Below are 17,266 nucleotides of genomic sequence, written 5' to 3'. Positions count from 1 at the left end.
AACCAATGTCCGGTACTCTTCCGATCGTGCAATTGGTCGCCAGCGGCGATTCTCGTCTGTCAGCAAATCAGAAATGTTGGCCGGCCCAGCTCGCATTGGAGCAATCGTTAGAAAAAGCGGTCGGGCAGCTGGGTTATCAACTGCAACGAGCGCATCAAGTGACCGCGGATCAACATGGCTTTATCGACAGCCAAAAAAGGGGCATCGAAGTCTTCCGCTCGATAGATCCCGCTGCTCCGATCCTTGTCGCTGAAGCAGTTTGGCAGTATTCACATCATGTCTTGGCTGGGTTGATTGGCCATCGTGGACCGATTTTGACCGTTGCCAATTGGTCTGGGCAATGGCCCGGCCTGGTCGGCATGCTGAATTTGAATGGATCGTTGACCAAAGCCGGCGTTAGATATTCGACATTGTGGAGCACCGACTTCACGGACGAATATTTCACAACCCGCCTAAAGCAGTGGCTTGAGACCGGCTCCTGCGAGCATCCGACGGAGCATGTGACCTCGCTCGATGCCCACTCGATCCCAAGTGCTCAGGCCGAACTTGGGAAAAAGCTGGCCGAGCAATTGCGCCGCGAAAAGGCGATCATGGGCGTTTTCGATGAAGGCTGCATGGGAATGTTCAACGCGATCATTCCGGATCATCTTTTGCACCCGGTTGGGGTCTTCAAAGAACGGCTCAGCCAATCGGCGTTGGTTGCTGCGATGCGAGAAGTCACTGACGTTGAAGCGCGGCAAGTATTGGCCTGGTATCAAGCTCACGGGATGCAATTTCACTTTGGTGAGGACGATGTAGAAGAGTTGACTCAAGCTCAGGTCCTAGAGCAATGTCGCATGTACGTGGCTGCGGTTCGTATCGCCGATCATTTTGGCTGCGAGACAATCGGAATTCAGTACCAACAAGGTCTGAAGGATATGACGCCGGCGAGTGACCTGGTCGAAGGAACGCTGAATAGCACATTGCGGCCGCCGGTGTTAGATCCCGCTGGACAACGCGAATTGTTCGCCGGTCGTAGTATTCCGCATTTTAATGAAGTCGACGAATGCGCGGGGCTCGACGCGGTGCTGATTCAGCGCTTGCATCGAGCTTTGGGCGAGCCAGTCGAGACGACGCTCCACGATTTGCGTTGGGGTTGCTTGGACGAATCGGGGACGACAGACCAGTATGTGTGGGTCTTCGAAATTTCAGGTTCGGCCCCGGCTGAACATTTAGGAGGCTGGGACCACTGTCACGGTTATCGACAACCAGCGATGTATTTTCCCAAAGGGGGATCCACATTGTCAGGCGTCTCGCGGCCCGGCGAGATTGTCTGGTCGCGGATTTATGTCGCCGAAGACGCGCTGCATATCGATCTCGGTCGAGGAGAATCAATTGCGCTGCCGGTAGCCGAAACCCAAAGACGGTTGGACGCAACCACCGCGGTTTGGCCGATCATGCATGGAGTCACCTACGGAGTGAGTCGCGATCAGATGATGGCCAAGCATCAGGCGAACCACGTCCAGGTTGCGTATGCCAACGATGCGGAATCCGCCGATCGAGCACTGTGGGCGCGGGCCGCGATGGCAAGTTCGCTAGGGATCCAGGTCAATTTGTGCGGGACCAAGAAAGATGGTTCGCACTGGAACGGGAAAGCTTAATTCGATGGGTGACCACTATTTTGTTGGTGTGGATGTCGGGACCGGTAGTGCGCGCGCCGGCGTCTTTGATCGCCAGGGAAACTTGCAGGGATCGGCCGCTCAGGCCATCGAAACTTATCGACCGCAGGCTGACTTCGTTCAACAATCCTCCAACAACATCTGGCAAGCCGTTTGCCACAGTGTGAAGCAAGCGATTGTCGAGGCGCAGATCGATGCGGCAAAGATTCGCGGAATCGGTTTTGATGCGACCTGTTCGTTGGTGGTGACTGACAGTGAAGGGCGCCCAGTAACTGTCAGCATGGACGGGGATGACGATCAAAACGTCATCGTCTGGATGGATCATCGCGCCGCCGGTCAAGCCCATCGCATCAACGCCGGTAGCCATGAGGTGCTTAAGTTTGTCGGCGACGTTATCTCGCCAGAGATGGAAACGCCAAAATTATTGTGGTTGAAAGAAAATCTGCCGCAGAGTTGGCGGCGTGCCAAGAAGTTTTTCGATCTGCCAGACTATCTAACCTACCGCGCGACCGGAGACGAAACCCGTTCGCTGTGCAGCACCGTTTGCAAATGGACCTATCTGGTGCAGGGGACCGATCAAACAGGCCGCTGGGATGAATCTTACTTTCGTGCGATCGGTTTGGATGATCTTGCCGACGAGAAATTTGAGCGAATCGGCCAAAAAATTCGACCGATGGGGGAAGCAATTGGCCAAGGAGTTACGTCTAAGGCCGCCATTGAACTGGGAGTTCGGCCGGGAGTAGCCGTCGGTGTTTCGATCATTGACGCCCACGCTGGCGGCGTCGGAATGATCGGCGCACCCTTGAATGAGGATGCGTCGAACTCGATTCAGCTCGATCGACGGTTGGCGTTGATCGGCGGGACTTCTAGCTGCCATATGGCGGTCTCGTCGGAAGCTCGATTTATCCCAGGCATTTGGGGACCCTATTATTCGGCGATGATTCCCGGTCTGTGGCTGACCGAGGGAGGCCAGTCGGCAACCGGGGCGCTGATCGACTTTGTGATACATAATCACGGTGCAACGGCCGAGCTTGAGCAATTGGCGAAGCGATCTGGGCAGACTGTCTACGAGATTCTCAACCATCGTTTAGAGTTACTCGCCGAAGGTCAAGATGCACCTGGTTCACTGACGCGCGACTTGCACGTTTGCCCATATTTCCACGGAAATCGATCTCCTTGGGCCGATCCTACGCTGCGTGGAATGCTGTCGGGGCTTTCGATGTCGGCTTCGCTGGATGACCTGGCTCGGTTGTATCTGGCCGTGATTCAAGCGATCGCCTATGGAACTAGGCATATCATCGAAGAGATGAACCGCTCAGGCTATCGCATCGATACGATCTTTGCGTGCGGCGGCGGCGTCAAAAATCCGATCTTTCTCCGCGAGCATTCCGATATCACCGGCTGTCAAATTGTGCTGCCGCGCGAACCGGAGTCGGTCTTGCTGGGAAGTGCAATGTTAGGAGCAGTCGCGGCTGGCGAATACTCTGATCTGTTAGCTGCGATGGCCGCGATGAGCGGGACCAGCCAAGTCTTGCAACCAACTTCCGGAGCAACCGCCGCCTATCATCGGGCCAAGTACGACGTGTTTCTACGGATGCATGCGGACCAGCTAGCCTATCGGCAACGGATGCAAGCAATTGAGTCCGACTAAGGTTACAGATCGCGTCACCCCCGCATTTTTTTCTGTGAAGTCGCTAACGAAGTTACCCGTTCTACGGCGTTCTCACCAATTTATAGGAACAGCAGTTCCCTGCATCCTCGGTTCTATGAAACCAATTTCCCTTCTATCGGATGAGGATCTTTGGATCTTGCTGCTGATTTATCGGCGAACCCGCGGAGTTATGGGCGGATAATTCTTGTCTATTGCGACTCAGGCCTTCTACAATGGCTTGAACGCCGCGGTTGGTCCAGAAGTTCGCGAAGGAGCCGAGTTTGGATACGTTGTGCAGTCGTCAGACGAGGAAGCTCAAGCTGTTAATCCGCTCGTTTGGCTTGGTGATCGCGGTGGTGGGGCTCTTACGAGTCTCTTCTCCCTGTGCTGCGGAAACCTTGTCAGAAGGCAAAGAGCTGTTTCGCACCGGGCAATATGCTGAGTGCATCGCTGCTGCCAGCCAAGTGATCGCCGACGGGACCTATTCGGAAGATTGGCGCCTGCTGAAGATCGAAAGCGAAATGATCCTGGGGCGTTACGACGACGCGCTAAAATCGCTAGAAGAGGCGAAGAAGGTCAACACCTACAGCATTCGCTTACGTTGGGCCGAGCGCGACGTACGTCGTTTTAACGGAGAATCGGCGAAGGCCAAAGAGGTGCTTGCCGAAATCGCCGCTGAAGTCGAACGCTTGAGTGGACGATATCGCTCGCCAGAGGATATGGTGATCGTCGGGCAATTCTTCTTAGAAATTGGCGCCGACCCGAAGCAGATTCGGGTCAATCTGTTCAAGCAAATTCAGCAACGGGCTCCCAGCTATGCAGGCGCTTACATCGCCGCCGGCGAATTAGCGCTTGCCAAAAGTGACTTTGCACTCGCCGCCGAAGATTTTCAGAGCGCCTTGAAGATCGACAACGAGAATCCGCGCATCCTCTATGGCTTGGCGCGAGCTTTTGAACCCAGCGATTCTGAAAAGGCGCAGCAGTATCTTCATCAAGCGCTTGAGATCAATCCGCGTCACATTCCCAGCTTGCTCTTTGCGGCAGAAGAACATTTGCAGGCCGAACGTTACGACGAGACTGAAAAAGTACTGAAACAAGTGCTGCTGATCAATCCGGCCGAGCCCAAAGCATGGGCGATTCGCTCTGTCTTGGCTCATTTAAGCAGCGACGCCGATCAAGAATCAGAAGCTCGCGCGCAAGCACTTAAACATTGGACCGACAATCCTGAAGTGGACTATCTGATTGGGAAGTATCTGGGGCAAAAATATCGTTTCGCCGAAGCCGCCGCCGCTCAGCGCAAGTCGTTGAAATTTGATCCAACCTACTTGCCGGCCAAGATGGAGTTAGCAAACGATCTTTTGCGGCTCGGTAACGAAGAAGCAGGTTGGAAACTAGCCGAGGAAGTCTTTGACGCCGACAACTATAACGTTGTTGCTCATAACCTCTCGACGCTGCACGAGCATATGTCGAAGTACCGCACGTTAATCAGCGATGGTTTTGTGGTCCGCATGGATGCAAAAGAAGCCGAAATCTACGGTCCGCGCGTGCTAGAACTACTGCGTGAAGCAAAACGCGTGCTGGGTGAAAAGTACAATGTTGAACTGCCTGAAACGGTTGCGATTGAGATTTTCCCAAGACAACAAGACTTCGCAATCCGCACGTTCGGATTGCCTGGCGGCGCTGGGTTTTTAGGAGTCTGTTTTGGCAGTGTCATCACGATGAACTCGCCAGCCTCTCAGGGAAATACCCCTTCCAACTGGGAGGCAGTAGTCTGGCACGAATTTTGTCACGTGGTCACGCTCACCAAAACGCACAACAAGATGCCGCGGTGGCTGAGCGAGGGGATTTCTGTATACGAAGAAGGTTTGCGAAATCGCTCGTGGGGACAATCGATGTCGCCGAGCTATCGTAAAATGATCTTAGGCGATGATCTGACGCCGGTTAGCCAACTGAGCGGCGCGTTTCTCCGTCCCCCGAGCCCCCAGCATTTGATGTTCGCCTATTACGAATCATCGCTCGTGGTGGAATTTATCGTTGACCAATTTGGAATCGACGCCCTGCGCGCGATTCTTGACGAGCTGGGGAAAGGCTTGCAAATCAATGACGCGATCGCGCGGCATGCGGCTCCGATTGATGCGATAGACGCCGGATTTGAAAAATATATCCGTGAGCGAGCTAGCGCATTTGCCGCCGGCGCCGATTTTGATGAAGCAGATCTGCCGAAACAAGGTGATGCGACGACCTGGAAAGCATGGCTCGCGCAGCACCCTGACAGCTTTCAAGGTTTACAGCAATACGCGCTGGCTTTGATTGCTGAAGAACAATGGGAAGCGGCCCAGGCGCCGGTTGATCGCCTGCTTGAGTTGGCGCCTGACTACGCTGGCGCCGGAAGCGCACTTCCGTTGAAAGCTAAGATTTCTCGAGAACTGGGCGACACCCAACAAGAGCTCGCCGTGTTAGATCGATTGGCCGAATTGAGCGCCGACAGTCTGGTAGTCTATCGTCGTTTGGCAGAATTGCACAGCGAACAAGAAAACTGGGACGCAGTGATTTTTGCTGCCCAGCAAATTCTCGCGGTGAACCCACTGACCCCAGAGCCGCATCGTCTGCTGGCGCTGGCCGGAGAACGTGCTGGCGATCAGGACGCTGCGATCGCTGGCTTGCAGGCGCTATCGTTGATGAATCCGATTGATCCTGCCGATGTACATTTTCGCGCCGCACGATTGTTAAAGCAAGCTGGACGTCCCGAAGAAGCTCGCAAGCAAGTTTTGTTGGCGCTCGCAGAAGCTCCACGCTATCGCGAGGCGCATCTATTGCTGCTTGATTTGCTGGAGTCCAATGAAGCCACACCCAGCTCAGATCCTGAACTTACGGAAGAGGTCGAATGATCTTGAAACAAACATGGGTCCGGTCTGGCATGGTGGTGGCGGTCATTGTGATCATCAGCGGAGTCGTCTTTGCTCAGTTTGGGCCTGGACAATTTGGCGGCCGGCGAGGATATCGCGGCAGTGTGCCGCAGACCGGAGCGAAAAATGACTGGGATATCGACAAGCATTTTCAGCATGACGCGTTTCGCTTCGCGCGTGTGAAATACAACTCTTATGGCTGGCGCGACAAATGGGCGGTCGATTTTCCGGAAAGCGATTTGAATCTGCCGCATCGCCTGCGAGAACTAACATCGATCGAAGTCCACCCCGAAAGCGTGATTGTGGAGCTGACCGACGAATCGCTCTCGGACTATCCCTTTCTTTACTTAGTCGAGCCGGGGGACATGATGTTGTCCGACGACGAAGTCCAAGGTTTGCGCCGCTACTTGCTCAACGGTGGGTTTCTGATGGTGGATGACTTTTGGGGTGAGCAAGAATGGGACAATTTCTATCAGAACATTAAGCGAGTATTTCCCGATCGAGAGCCCGAAGAGCTGCCGCTAGAGCATGATGTGTTTCATCTCGTCTATGACCTGCAGGAAAAACCGATGATCATCAGCATCGGCTCTTGGATGAGTGGAAGACGAACCGAACGCCCCGACGCGCAAGAGGCGCATTACAAAGGGATCTTTGACGATCAAGGGCGGATGATGGCGATCATCTGTCATAACACCGATCTGGGGGACGGCTGGGAAGAGGAAGGAGTCGATCCAACTTACTTCAAAGAATACTCAGAGCGTTTTGCATATCCCCTGGGGATAAACATCATTACTTACGCGATGACGCACTAAGTTTGTATTGCCTGGCTCGCTTTGCCGCAGTCGCACGCGATTCACCTCCCCTGACATCCGCGAGAAAGTCCAATCATCGTGAGTATCGAGACTGAAGATTACGCCGCCGAGCAACAGACAGTCGAGCAGATCCGAGTCGGCCGTGAGCGCATCCTAAAAGAATTGTCGAAAGCCGTGATTGGGCAACAGGAAGTAATTGACCAACTCTTGCTTTGCTTATTTGCAGGCGGACATTGCTTGATTACCGGGGCTCCTGGTTTGGCGAAGACGTTGCTTGTCAATTCGATCTCGCAAATCTTCGATCTTCAGTTTCGACGGATTCAATTTACTCCGGACTTAATGCCGGCTGATATTACCGGCACCGAGATTTTGGAAGAGACGCACGACGGTAAACGAAAACTACAATTCGCCAAAGGGCCGATTTTTGCAAACGTGATTCTCGCAGACGAAATCAATCGTACGCCTCCGAAGACGCAAGCGGCCTTGTTAGAAGCGATGCAAGAGCATCAGGTAACCGCTGCCGGCGTACGTTATCCGCTAGAAGAACCCTTCTTTGTGCTCGCGACGCAGAACCCGATTGAGATGGAAGGAACCTACCCGCTGCCAGAAGCGCAGCTTGATCGCTTTATGTTCAACATCTGGATGGACTACTTGCCGGAGGACGATGAGGTTGCCGTGGTCAATCAAACCACATCGCGTGCGAGCGAGAGGATTAATTCGCTTTTTAGCGGCGAGGATGTGTTGCGGTTTCATCGCGTCGTCAAGAAGGTGCCGATCGCCGAAAATCTGGTGCGGTACGCGGTGCGTCTAGCAGACGCTTCTCGGCCGGGACGTGCATCAACGCCTGACTTTGTCAACGACTGGGTCACTTGGGGCGCTGGCTTACGTGCGGCTCAATATTTGGTGTTGGGCGCCAAAGCGCGGGCGCTGTTACTCGGCCGTCCGCATGTCGCCGCAGAAGATATCAAAGCGCTGGCCCATGTTACTTTTCGACATCGGATTCTCATCGGTTATCGCGCCGAAGCAGAAGGCGTTACGGTCGAGAAGGTGATCGACCGATTGTTGAAAACAATTGCCGTGCCGGGGGCCTGATGAACAGCGCACCCAATTCAGCAGCAAGTCCGTCCGACGCTTCTGCGAGGCTAGTGCAAAGCAAGGCTTCGTTCATCGACCCCGGTGCGTTGATGCGGATGAAGAACCTAGAACTTCGCGCTCGCGCGATTGTTGAAGGTTTCATGTCTGGGCTGCACCGTTCTCCGTATCACGGTTTTTCGGTAGAGTTTACTGAGTATCGCCAATACTCGCCTGGCGATGACACGCGGTTTTTGGATTGGAAGCTGTATGCTCGCTCTGATCGCTATTTCATCAAGTGCTTTGAAGACGAAACAAACCTCCGCTGTCACTTGCTGGTCGACTTGAGTCGTTCGATGAGCTACGGCGCCATCGGCTACAGCAAAGCCGAGTACGCCAAGACCGCCGCGGCGACGATCGCCTACTTCCTTTCGCTGCAACGCGACGCCGTTGGCTTGCTAACGTTTGACGAGAAGATTGTTGATTTGATTCCTCCCCGCTTTCGTCCGGGTCATATCCACCATTTGATGATGAGCTTAGAGCGTGCTCCGGCAGGGACGGCGACTAATATTGACAAGCCGTTAGAGCAAATCGCGGCCACCGTCGCCAAACGAGGCTTCGTCATTCTGATCTCGGACTTATTGACTTCGATTGCGTCGCTCAAGAAAAACCTGAGTTACCTGCGAACACGCGGGCACGAAGTCATTCTGCTGCGCGTGCTCGATCCTCGTGAGATTGACTTCGGTTTCGATAAACCGGCGATGTTTCACGATATTGAAACGGGACGCGACCTCTACATTGATCCAGAAGCCGCCCGCGAAAATTATCTCGCAGGCTTTCGTGAACATGCCGGCGCCATCCAAACCATCTGCAGCCAACTAGGAATCGAACTGCATCAGATTTCGACCGATCAGCCCTTAGAGCTCATGCTGTTTGATCTACTGGCCGAGCGGATGAAACGCGGACGCGGCAATGTCCGCCAAAGAACGCCGATGACGGGAGGCTCAACATGAGTTTTCTTTACGGTGCTTTTTTCCTGGGTGCGCTAACGATCGCAGCGCCGCTGTTGTTCCATTTGATTCGGCGGACCCCCAAGGCGCGCTACGAATTTAGTTCGCTGATGTTTCTGCACCCCTCTCCACCGCGGTTGACGCGCCGCAGTCGCTTGGACCAGTGGTTGCTGCTGCTATTACGATCGCTGGTAATCTTGCTGTTGGCGATCGCTTTCATGCGTCCTTATCTTCGCACCCAGGCCGATCTGTCCCTCCATGATGCGCCGCAACGGCATCTAGCGCTTTTGATGGATCGCAGCGCCAGCATGCGACGCGGCGTTGTTTGGCAAGATGCCGTCAAAGAAGCCATGTCGGTGATCGACAATTTGGAGCCGACGGACGAAGTCTCGTTGTTCGCCTTCGATGAGAAACTGGAGTTGCTTGTCGCGCCAGAGATCTCCGCAGAGCTCGATCGGTCACAGCGCCGCGAGTTGGTGCGTTACAAACTCGCCGAACTCTCGCCAACGTGGGGCGTTAGCAATTTGGGGGCCGCTCTGTTGGGAGTGGCCGAACGTTTAGAATCGGCGGATGATTTGCGGCAATCGCACGCGGCGCTGCAGATTGTCTTGATCGGAGATGTGCAGTCAAGCTCGCAATTGGATGCGCTGCAAACGAGTCAGTGGCCCACAGCAGTACGACTCGACGTTCGCAGGATCGAATCAGCAGAGGTTTCTAATGCACGCGTTCGGCTGGTTCAGTCGCAAGCAGAGGTAGAAGGAGAAATGGCGCACCGCGTTCGCGTGCGAAACGTCGCCGGCTCTACTAACGAGCAATTTAAAGTCGTGTGGAGCGATGGGGCCCAGGATCGATCGCGCCCAGTGTCATTTTATGTTCCCCCCGGCGAAAGCCTGGTGCTGGATGTGCCCAAGGAGCTCGACGGCAGCGTGCCTGATCGATTGGTGCTGAGCGGCGATGGCGCCGGGCTTGATTTCGACAATATCTTCTATCAGGTTCCCGCGATCCAGGAACAAATCAAGCTGGCTTACTTTGGCGAGGATGCTGAAGACGACCCAGCAGAAATGCAGTTTTATCTGAGCCGAGCGTTCGAAGAGACTGCAGCCCGCAAAGTAGAGATCGACGCAATTTCTATCGATGCGATGCCCAACTGGGAATTTGACGCGGCGCCTAGCTTTACGATTATCACCAAATCGCTGAGCTCTGAACAACAAGCGGGGGTCAATCGCTATCTCGATCAGGGGGGCGACGCTCTAGTAGTCCTCAGCAGCGACGAGATGGTAAGCGACTTGGGCTCATGGCTTGGCGGCGTAAAACTAATTCCAGGTAGCGAAGCAGATCGCTCCAACAATGATTCGTATGCGCTATTGGGGCAGCTTGATTTTCAGCATCCGTTGCTCCTTCCCTTCGCGGGCGCCAGGTATAACGACTTCACCAAGATCCGGTTCTGGCGACATCGCGTTGTCAGTCTCGAAGAGGTTGCAGGCGCGACCGTTATCGCAAGGTTTAGCGACGAGTCGCCTGCCCTTTGGTCGATTCCCCGCGGTGAGGGAACATTGTACGTGTTAGCCTCCGGTTGGAGTCGCGCCGATAGCCAACTTGCGTTGTCCACCAAATTTCTACCTCTCCTTTCGCGTTGGATAGAACTGGCCGCCAACAGAGGACTTGCTTCACAGTCGTATCTTGTAAATCAAGCGGTTCCGCTGCCTGCGTTACAAGGCAAACGCATAGTCAAAACCCCGGATGGATCAGAAATCGAGCTGAGTGCAACGACTAACGTATTCTCGGCGACAACCGCTCCGGGGATTTACACGCTGATCGACGAAGGGAAAGCAACAAAATTTGCTGTCAACGTCGCCGATGCGGAAAGCGAAATCGATCCGCTCGACGTGCAGCGACTTGAGCAATACAAGATTGCAATGGGCGCCGCGCCTTCGCAGTTGCAGCAGTTAGATAAGATGCGGCAACTGCGCGATCTCGAACTTGAGAACCGCCAGAAGATCTGGAAGTGGCTTATCATCGCCGCTCTGATCTTATTGGCAGTCGAAACGTTGCTCGCCGCGCGCCGAAGTCGTCAACCCGTTCAGGTCATGGGAGACCTCGCATGATGGATCGTCAACTCAAGTCTCAACTGCAACGTGTCGCCCATCGTTTACAGGCATATCGAAGCTTGTGCGGCGTGGGAATCGTCCTTCTTTCGTTTGCGGCGTTGCTGGGCGCGGTCTTTGTTGTCAGCAAGATGAACGGCCTGGTTGTTGAAGGAATCGTGCCGCTGGTGATGGTCGCGGCAGTGGTCGTTTCGCTGGTGGCGATCTTGATTGGGGCGAGATCGGGTCGAAACTCGCGTCGCTTGGCGCAACAGATCGAAACTCGATTTCCTCAACTCAATTCGGCGTTGATCACCGCAGTCGAGCAAGATCCGCACGCGTCGCTCCAAGGATTCGGCTATTTGCAGCAGTCCGTTGTTAATCAGGCTTTGCACCATGCGCGAACGCACGATTGGCGAAACTTGATCTCTCCCACGCAGATGGGATTGGCGCGTACGTTGGCGATTATCGGCCCCATCCTGCTGTTCGTTGCAGCCACCGCTTTGCAATGGCTCAACGCTGATCTACTTGTCACAAATCCTGAAGCGAGTCTGCACTTTGGCAATGTGGTGCTGAGTGGCGCTCAATACGAAGCGACGATCGAACCGGGCGATGCAGAAGTCGAAAAGGGAGCCAGTCTGCTGGTCCTGGCCCGCTTCGCGGACCGTTTGCCGCCAGAAGCAAAGTTGCTTTACCAAATGCAGGATGGCCAGGAACATTCCGTCGCGATGGCGCAGTCGTTGGACGATCCTTTGTTTGGCGGCAGGATCGCGACAGTTGCCGAGCCGCTGCGTTATCGCGTCGCCTTTGGAGATCAAGTTACGGCAGACTATCAGGTAACTGTCTTTGAGTATCCGCAACTGTTGCAAGCCGACGCCAAACTTATCTTTCCCAGCTATACCGGCCAACCCGAAAAGTTGGTGCAGGATACCCGCCGCGTTTCGGCGGTCGAAGGAACCGAGCTGACATTGCTCTGTCGCGTGAATAAACCGCTGGCTAGCGCCCAGTTGGTTGAAGTGACCGAATCAGGAGAAGCGGCGATCTCTTTGGAATCGAATCCGGCCGATCCGCTGACCTTTACTGCGACCGTGATCGTAGACAGGCATTATGAACTGACGCTTCGTTTAGTCGACGACGCAGGACGAACCGCCAAGCATCCCGCCGAATTTCGGATCATCATGCTCGCAAATCGTCCACCGGATATCAAACTAGCGCAACCGACGCAAGATATAGAGGTTTCGCCGATTGAAGAAATAGATTTGGCCGCTTCGGCTTGGGACGATTATGGACTTAAACGAGTCGGTCTCAGCTATTCGATCCCCGGCAAGCTGGAGCGCGAAGTATTGCTGGGAGAAGAGTTCCCGACCCAAGAACGCATTCAAACCGAACATTTGTTGGCGCTAGAAGACCTGGACGCCAAGCCCGATCAGCTTCTCTCTTGGTACTTCTGGGCTGAAGACATCGGGCCCGACGGGGCAAACCGCCGTACCTCCAGCGATCTTTATTTCGCCGAAGTTCGCCCGTTTGACGAAATCTATCGCCAGGGAGAACAACCGCCCGCAGGTTCGCAACAGCAGCAGCAACAAGGGGGCCAAAATGCCGAGCAATCGCAACAACTGGCCGAGTTGCAAAAGCAGATTATCAACGCGACCTGGAAAGTGATTCGCCGAGAAACGCGTGAAACTCCGACGGACCAGTTCGCAACTGACCTGCAGCTGTTGATTGAGTCGCAGCAAACAGCGCTGTCGCAAGTCGCAGAACTGGAAGAGAACCTGCAAGATCCGCAGTCGCTCAAGCATGTAGAGCAGGTAAAGCAGTCGATGCAAGCGGCGATAACCACCTTGGAATCAACCGTTAGCGGGTCAGCGATCGCCGAGTTGCCTCCGGCGCTCGGGCACCAACAAGCCGCTTACCAATCTTTGCTTCGCCTGCGTGCGCGAGAACACGAAGTCGTAGAGTCGAGTCAATCGCAGCAGTCAAGCCAGTCTTCACAATCGCAAAGCAAACGCTCACAACAACAACTGCAGCAATTGCAACTTCGGGAAGACGAAAACCGCTACGCCCAGCAAGAGCAAGCCCAATCCGAGCAGCAGCAAGAGACTCGCGAGGATCGTCAAGTCTTGAACCGACTGCGTGAACTTGCCCAGCGGCAAAATGACCTCAATGAGCGAATCAAAGAACAACAGGGGGCGTTGGAAGCGGCCAAAACTGAGGAAGAACGAGCTGAGGCAGAGCGGCAACTCAAGCGTCTGCGAGAAGAGCAAGAGGAGATCCTTCGCGATACCGAAGAACTGCAACAGCGGATGGAAGAGCCCGAAAATCAAGAACGAATGGGCGAACAGCGGCAACAGCTTGAACAGGCTCGCGATAATATCCGAGCTTCGTCCGACGCGCTAAAAGAGCAGATGGTCACCCAGGCCGCTAGCGCCGGTACGCGTGCTCAGAGCGAGTTGAATGAGCTGCAAGACGAATTTCAAAAGCGCTCGGCAGGTCAGTTTGAACAGCAAGTCCGTGACCTGCAGCAGCAGTCGCAAGAGCTGGTTCAAGCAGAAGAGAAGCTGGCTCAGCAATTGGAACAACTGCAAGGCGGTGGCAAAGAAGATCAAAACTCGCTCCGTGAATCGGATAATCGCGGTGAGGTGCAACAGCAACTTGCCGAACAACAACAGCGACTCGAACAGCTGTTGAATCAGATGCGAGAAACAATCGAAGAGGCGGAAGACACTCAGCCGCTGTTGGCCGAGAAGTTGTACGAATCGATCCGAGAAACACGAACCGCTGATCCGCAACAAGCGCTCGAAGCTGCCGATAAATCGCTGCAACGCGGATTTGTGGAAGACTCTATCCGACAAGAAAGGGAAGCCCGGCGTAGCATCGAACAACTCGCCGCAGGTGTCGAACAGGCAGCCGAACAAATCCTGGGAGACGAGACCGAAACGCTTCGTCGAGCTTTGAGTGAGCTAGAGCAATTGAATCAAGACCTAGAGGGAGAAATCGCTCGGGCAGAAGGACGCGAACCCACACAACCGGGACAGCAACCGGGACAGCAACCGGGTCAGCAACCGGGTCAGCAACCGGGACAGCAACCGGGACAGCAACCGGGACAGCAACCGGGACAGCAACCGGGACAGCAACCGGGACAGCAACCGGGACAACAACCGGGACAACAACCGGGACAACAACCGGGACAACAACCGGGACAACAACCGGGACAACAACCGGGACAACAACCGGGACAACAACCGGGACAACAACCGGGACAACAACCGGGACAACAACCGGGACAACAACCGGGGCTGGGGGGATCTGCCGGCGGCGGTCTAGAGCGGTTCTTACAGAAGGGCGGCTTCCAACCCAGCTCACCCTTCTCCGGCGATGATTTCATCGATTGGTCTGATCGGCTGCGTGATGTGGAGGAAATTGTAGAGGATCCGCAGCTTCGCGCTGAAGCGGCTCGTATTCGGGATGAGGCTCGCGAGATTCGTCGTGACATCAAAGGTCAGTCGCAAGCTCCGCAGTGGGATATCATCCAGGAAAAAATTGCTCGCCCGCTGACTCGACTGCAAAATCGCGTTGCGGAGGAGTTGCTGAAGCGGACTGCCGATGACGCTCGGGTTCCGATCGATAAAGATCCTGTCCCCTCGCAGTATGAGAACGCCGTTCGACGTTACTACGAACGGTTGGGGAGCAGCGAATGAGCGATTGGCTGCGCGAACAATTTATCCTCGAGTGGCCCAACGTCTGGGCGGATCGACCGTGGATCCTGCCGGCCTGGTTGCTGGGTGGCGTTATATTTCTGTTGATTGTCTGGGCTTATCGTACGATCGCTGCACCGCTGTGGTTGAAGTTCGTCTGCGCTGGACTGAAGACTTTGGCAGTGGCGCTGTTGGCGATGATTTTGGTCGAGCCGATGCGGAGCGAATCGAAGCCTGTGCCGGGTGCAAATTTGATCGCATTGCTCGCCGATCGCTCGCAAAGTCTTCAAGTTTCCGACCGCGGCGAGTCGACTTCGCGAGCCGCTATGCTGAAAACGCAACTCGACCGCGACGCAGCCTGGCAAGTTCGGCTTGGTCAAGAGTTCGACGTGCGTCGTTACGAGTTTGATCGTCTGTTGGCGCCGGTCGCCGACTTCCAGCAGTACGCGGCCGAGGGAGAAGCCTCGGCGATCGTTACATCATTGGCCTCAATATCCGACCGTTACGCGGGGCGACCGCTCGCCGGCATCTTGTTGTTTACCGATGGTAACGCGACCGACTTTTCGGAGGCTAACATCGACTGGAGCAAATACCCACCGATCTTTCCGGTGATGGTTGGCCAGGAGCAAACCACTCGCGACATCGGCGTGCGTCGCGTGACCGCGAGTCAAACCAACTTTGAGGCCGCTCCGGTTACTCTGACAGCCGAGATTGAAGGGGAAGGGTTTTCGGGGAAGTCGGTCATCGTTGAGTTGCTGGACGAAAAGGGAGAACGACTGCAATTGCAAACTGTTACGGACATCCGTGATGACCAACTCTTTTCGGTCCGGTTTCAGGTCAAGCCAACAGAACGCGGAATTCTGTTCTACCAAATCCGCGCTTTCGAAAAGTCGGCGTCGGGCCTGTTTGCCGATGTCGACAAAAGTTCGGAAGCCACGCTGCTTAACAACAGTCGCATGGTAGTCGTCAATCGCGGACAGGGCCCATACAAAGTGCTCTATGTCTCGGGGCGACCCAACTGGGAATTCAAGTTTTTGAACCGTGCCCTGGCCGGCGACGACGAGATCAAACTTGACGCGCTCGTCCGAATCGCCAAACGAGAACCGAAATTTCAATTTCGCGACAAAGACTCCAGCGCCAATCGAATCTTCACCAACTCGGACGACGAACAGAAGGAGCAAGTCGAACAATACGACGAAGCGGTCTTGTTGCGGGTTGGGCAACTGGAGCCGGGCGAATTGACCGGCGGCTTCCCCAAGTCGCCCGACGAATTGTTTGAGTACCACGCGCTGATTCTCGATGACTTGGAAGCCGATTTTTTTACGCAGGATCAAAAGTCGCTGATTCAGGATTTTGTCAGTCTTCGCGGCGGGGGCTTCATGATGCTCGGTGGAACTGAATCGTTTGGCGAGGGTAAATATCATCGCACGCCGATTGGCGAACTGTTGCCGATCTATTTGAGCGGTATCCAAACAACTCCTGAGCAAGCCGAGTTCAAGCTGAAAATGACGCGCGAAGGTCTGCTTGAGCCGTGGGTCCGCGTTCGCGCGACCGAGCAGGAAGAAGCGACGCGTTTCGACGAAATGCCGCGGTTGCGAACGCTCAATTCGGTCGGCGCACTGAAGCCAGGTGCAACCCAGTTGTTGTCTGCGCCCCTGACGCAGGACGATTCGCGCCCTGTGTTGGTGACCCAGCGATTTGGCAAGGGGCGAACCGCAGCGATGCTGATCGGCGATTTGTGGCGTTGGAAATTGCATCAAAAAACGACGGACAACGAAGACCTGGAGAAAGCTTGGCGGCAAACCGTGCGCTGGTTGGTGGGCGATGTTCCGCAGCGCGTTAAGGTGGATGCCGGCCGCCCCCAGGGTGACCCAAGTGGTCCGCTGGAAATCGCCGTTCAAGTGAACGACGAGAAATTCAAGCCGCTTGACAATGCCAGCGTTTCGATTGAAGTTAGCACGCCCGAGGGGGAATTGCTGACGTTGACCGCCGACGCCAAAGACGCCTTCTCGGGGCAATATGCGGCCAACTATGTGCCTCGCACGCCGGGCGCCTATCGCGCGAAAGTCACGGCATTTCATCCCGATGGCAGCCAAATCAACCATGCTGAAACCGGCTGGGTGTCGGAGCCGGCCAGCGACGAGTTGATGACATTGAAACCAAATCGCAACTTCCTGGAAACGATCGCTCAGCAGTCTGGCGGCGAAGATGTTGCGTTGAATCATCTGGAGCAGTTCGTAAGGACGCTGTCTGAGCGCGATATCCCGATCGTTGAACCCAAAGTTCACGCGGTCTGGCACACTTGGGGAGTTTTTCTGTTGGCAGTTGGGATGCTGGTGATGGAATGGGGACTTCGTCGTTGGAAAGGGCTTGCCTGAC

Annotated in this window: 9 protein-coding genes; all 9 read left to right on the top strand. The window is 55.0% G+C overall.

All coding sequences use genetic code 11. The features are described from left to right. Nucleotides 1-5: 5 nt before the first annotated feature. Entirely contained in the window at nt 6-1,640 is a 1,635-nt protein-coding gene (locus SH421x_RS14455; RefSeq protein WP_488849942.1) for an L-fucose/L-arabinose isomerase family protein, read from the top strand. A gap of 4 nt (nt 1,641-1,644) precedes the next feature. Next, nucleotides 1,645-3,309, top strand: coding sequence for an FGGY-family carbohydrate kinase (locus tag SH421x_RS14450; protein ID WP_488849940.1), 1,665 nt, complete (start codon nt 1,645-1,647; stop codon nt 3,307-3,309). A 281-nt stretch (nt 3,310-3,590) separates the two neighbouring features. Continuing rightward, nucleotides 3,591-6,197: a tetratricopeptide repeat protein gene (locus tag SH421x_RS14445; RefSeq protein WP_488849938.1), complete on the top strand. Its 2,607-nt coding sequence runs from the start codon at nt 3,591-3,593 to the stop codon at nt 6,195-6,197. After that, a complete protein-coding gene (locus tag SH421x_RS14440; protein WP_488849936.1) occupies nt 6,194-7,027 on the top strand; it encodes a DUF4159 domain-containing protein in 834 nt (277 codons plus the stop codon). The genes SH421x_RS14445 and SH421x_RS14440 overlap by 4 nt, the downstream gene beginning before the upstream one ends. A gap of 78 nt (nt 7,028-7,105) precedes the next feature. Further along, complete coding sequence (locus SH421x_RS14435; protein ID WP_488849934.1) at nt 7,106-8,119, top strand: AAA family ATPase; 1,014 nt, start codon at nt 7,106-7,108, stop codon at nt 8,117-8,119. A 53-nt stretch (nt 8,120-8,172) separates the two neighbouring features. Continuing rightward, nucleotides 8,173-9,111, top strand: coding sequence for a DUF58 domain-containing protein (locus tag SH421x_RS14430; RefSeq protein ID WP_488849932.1), 939 nt, complete (start codon nt 8,173-8,175; stop codon nt 9,109-9,111). After that, nucleotides 9,108-11,213: a BatA domain-containing protein gene (locus SH421x_RS14425; protein ID WP_488849930.1), complete on the top strand. Its 2,106-nt coding sequence runs from the start codon at nt 9,108-9,110 to the stop codon at nt 11,211-11,213. Before SH421x_RS14430 ends, SH421x_RS14425 begins: the two co-directional genes overlap by 4 nt. Then, nucleotides 11,210-14,890, top strand: a complete 3,681-nt coding sequence (locus SH421x_RS14420) for a hypothetical protein (RefSeq protein ID WP_488849928.1) — start codon at nt 11,210-11,212, stop codon at nt 14,888-14,890. Before SH421x_RS14425 ends, SH421x_RS14420 begins: the two co-directional genes overlap by 4 nt. Further along, complete coding sequence (locus SH421x_RS14415; RefSeq protein WP_488849926.1) at nt 14,887-17,265, top strand: glutamine amidotransferase; 2,379 nt, start codon at nt 14,887-14,889, stop codon at nt 17,263-17,265. Before SH421x_RS14420 ends, SH421x_RS14415 begins: the two co-directional genes overlap by 4 nt. Nucleotide 17,266 lies beyond the last annotated feature (1 nt).

It is taken from the genome of Blastopirellula sp. SH421 (assembly GCF_057808535.1).
Note: the sequence above shows the minus strand (reverse complement) of the source record. Positions and strands in the feature narration are given on the sequence as shown.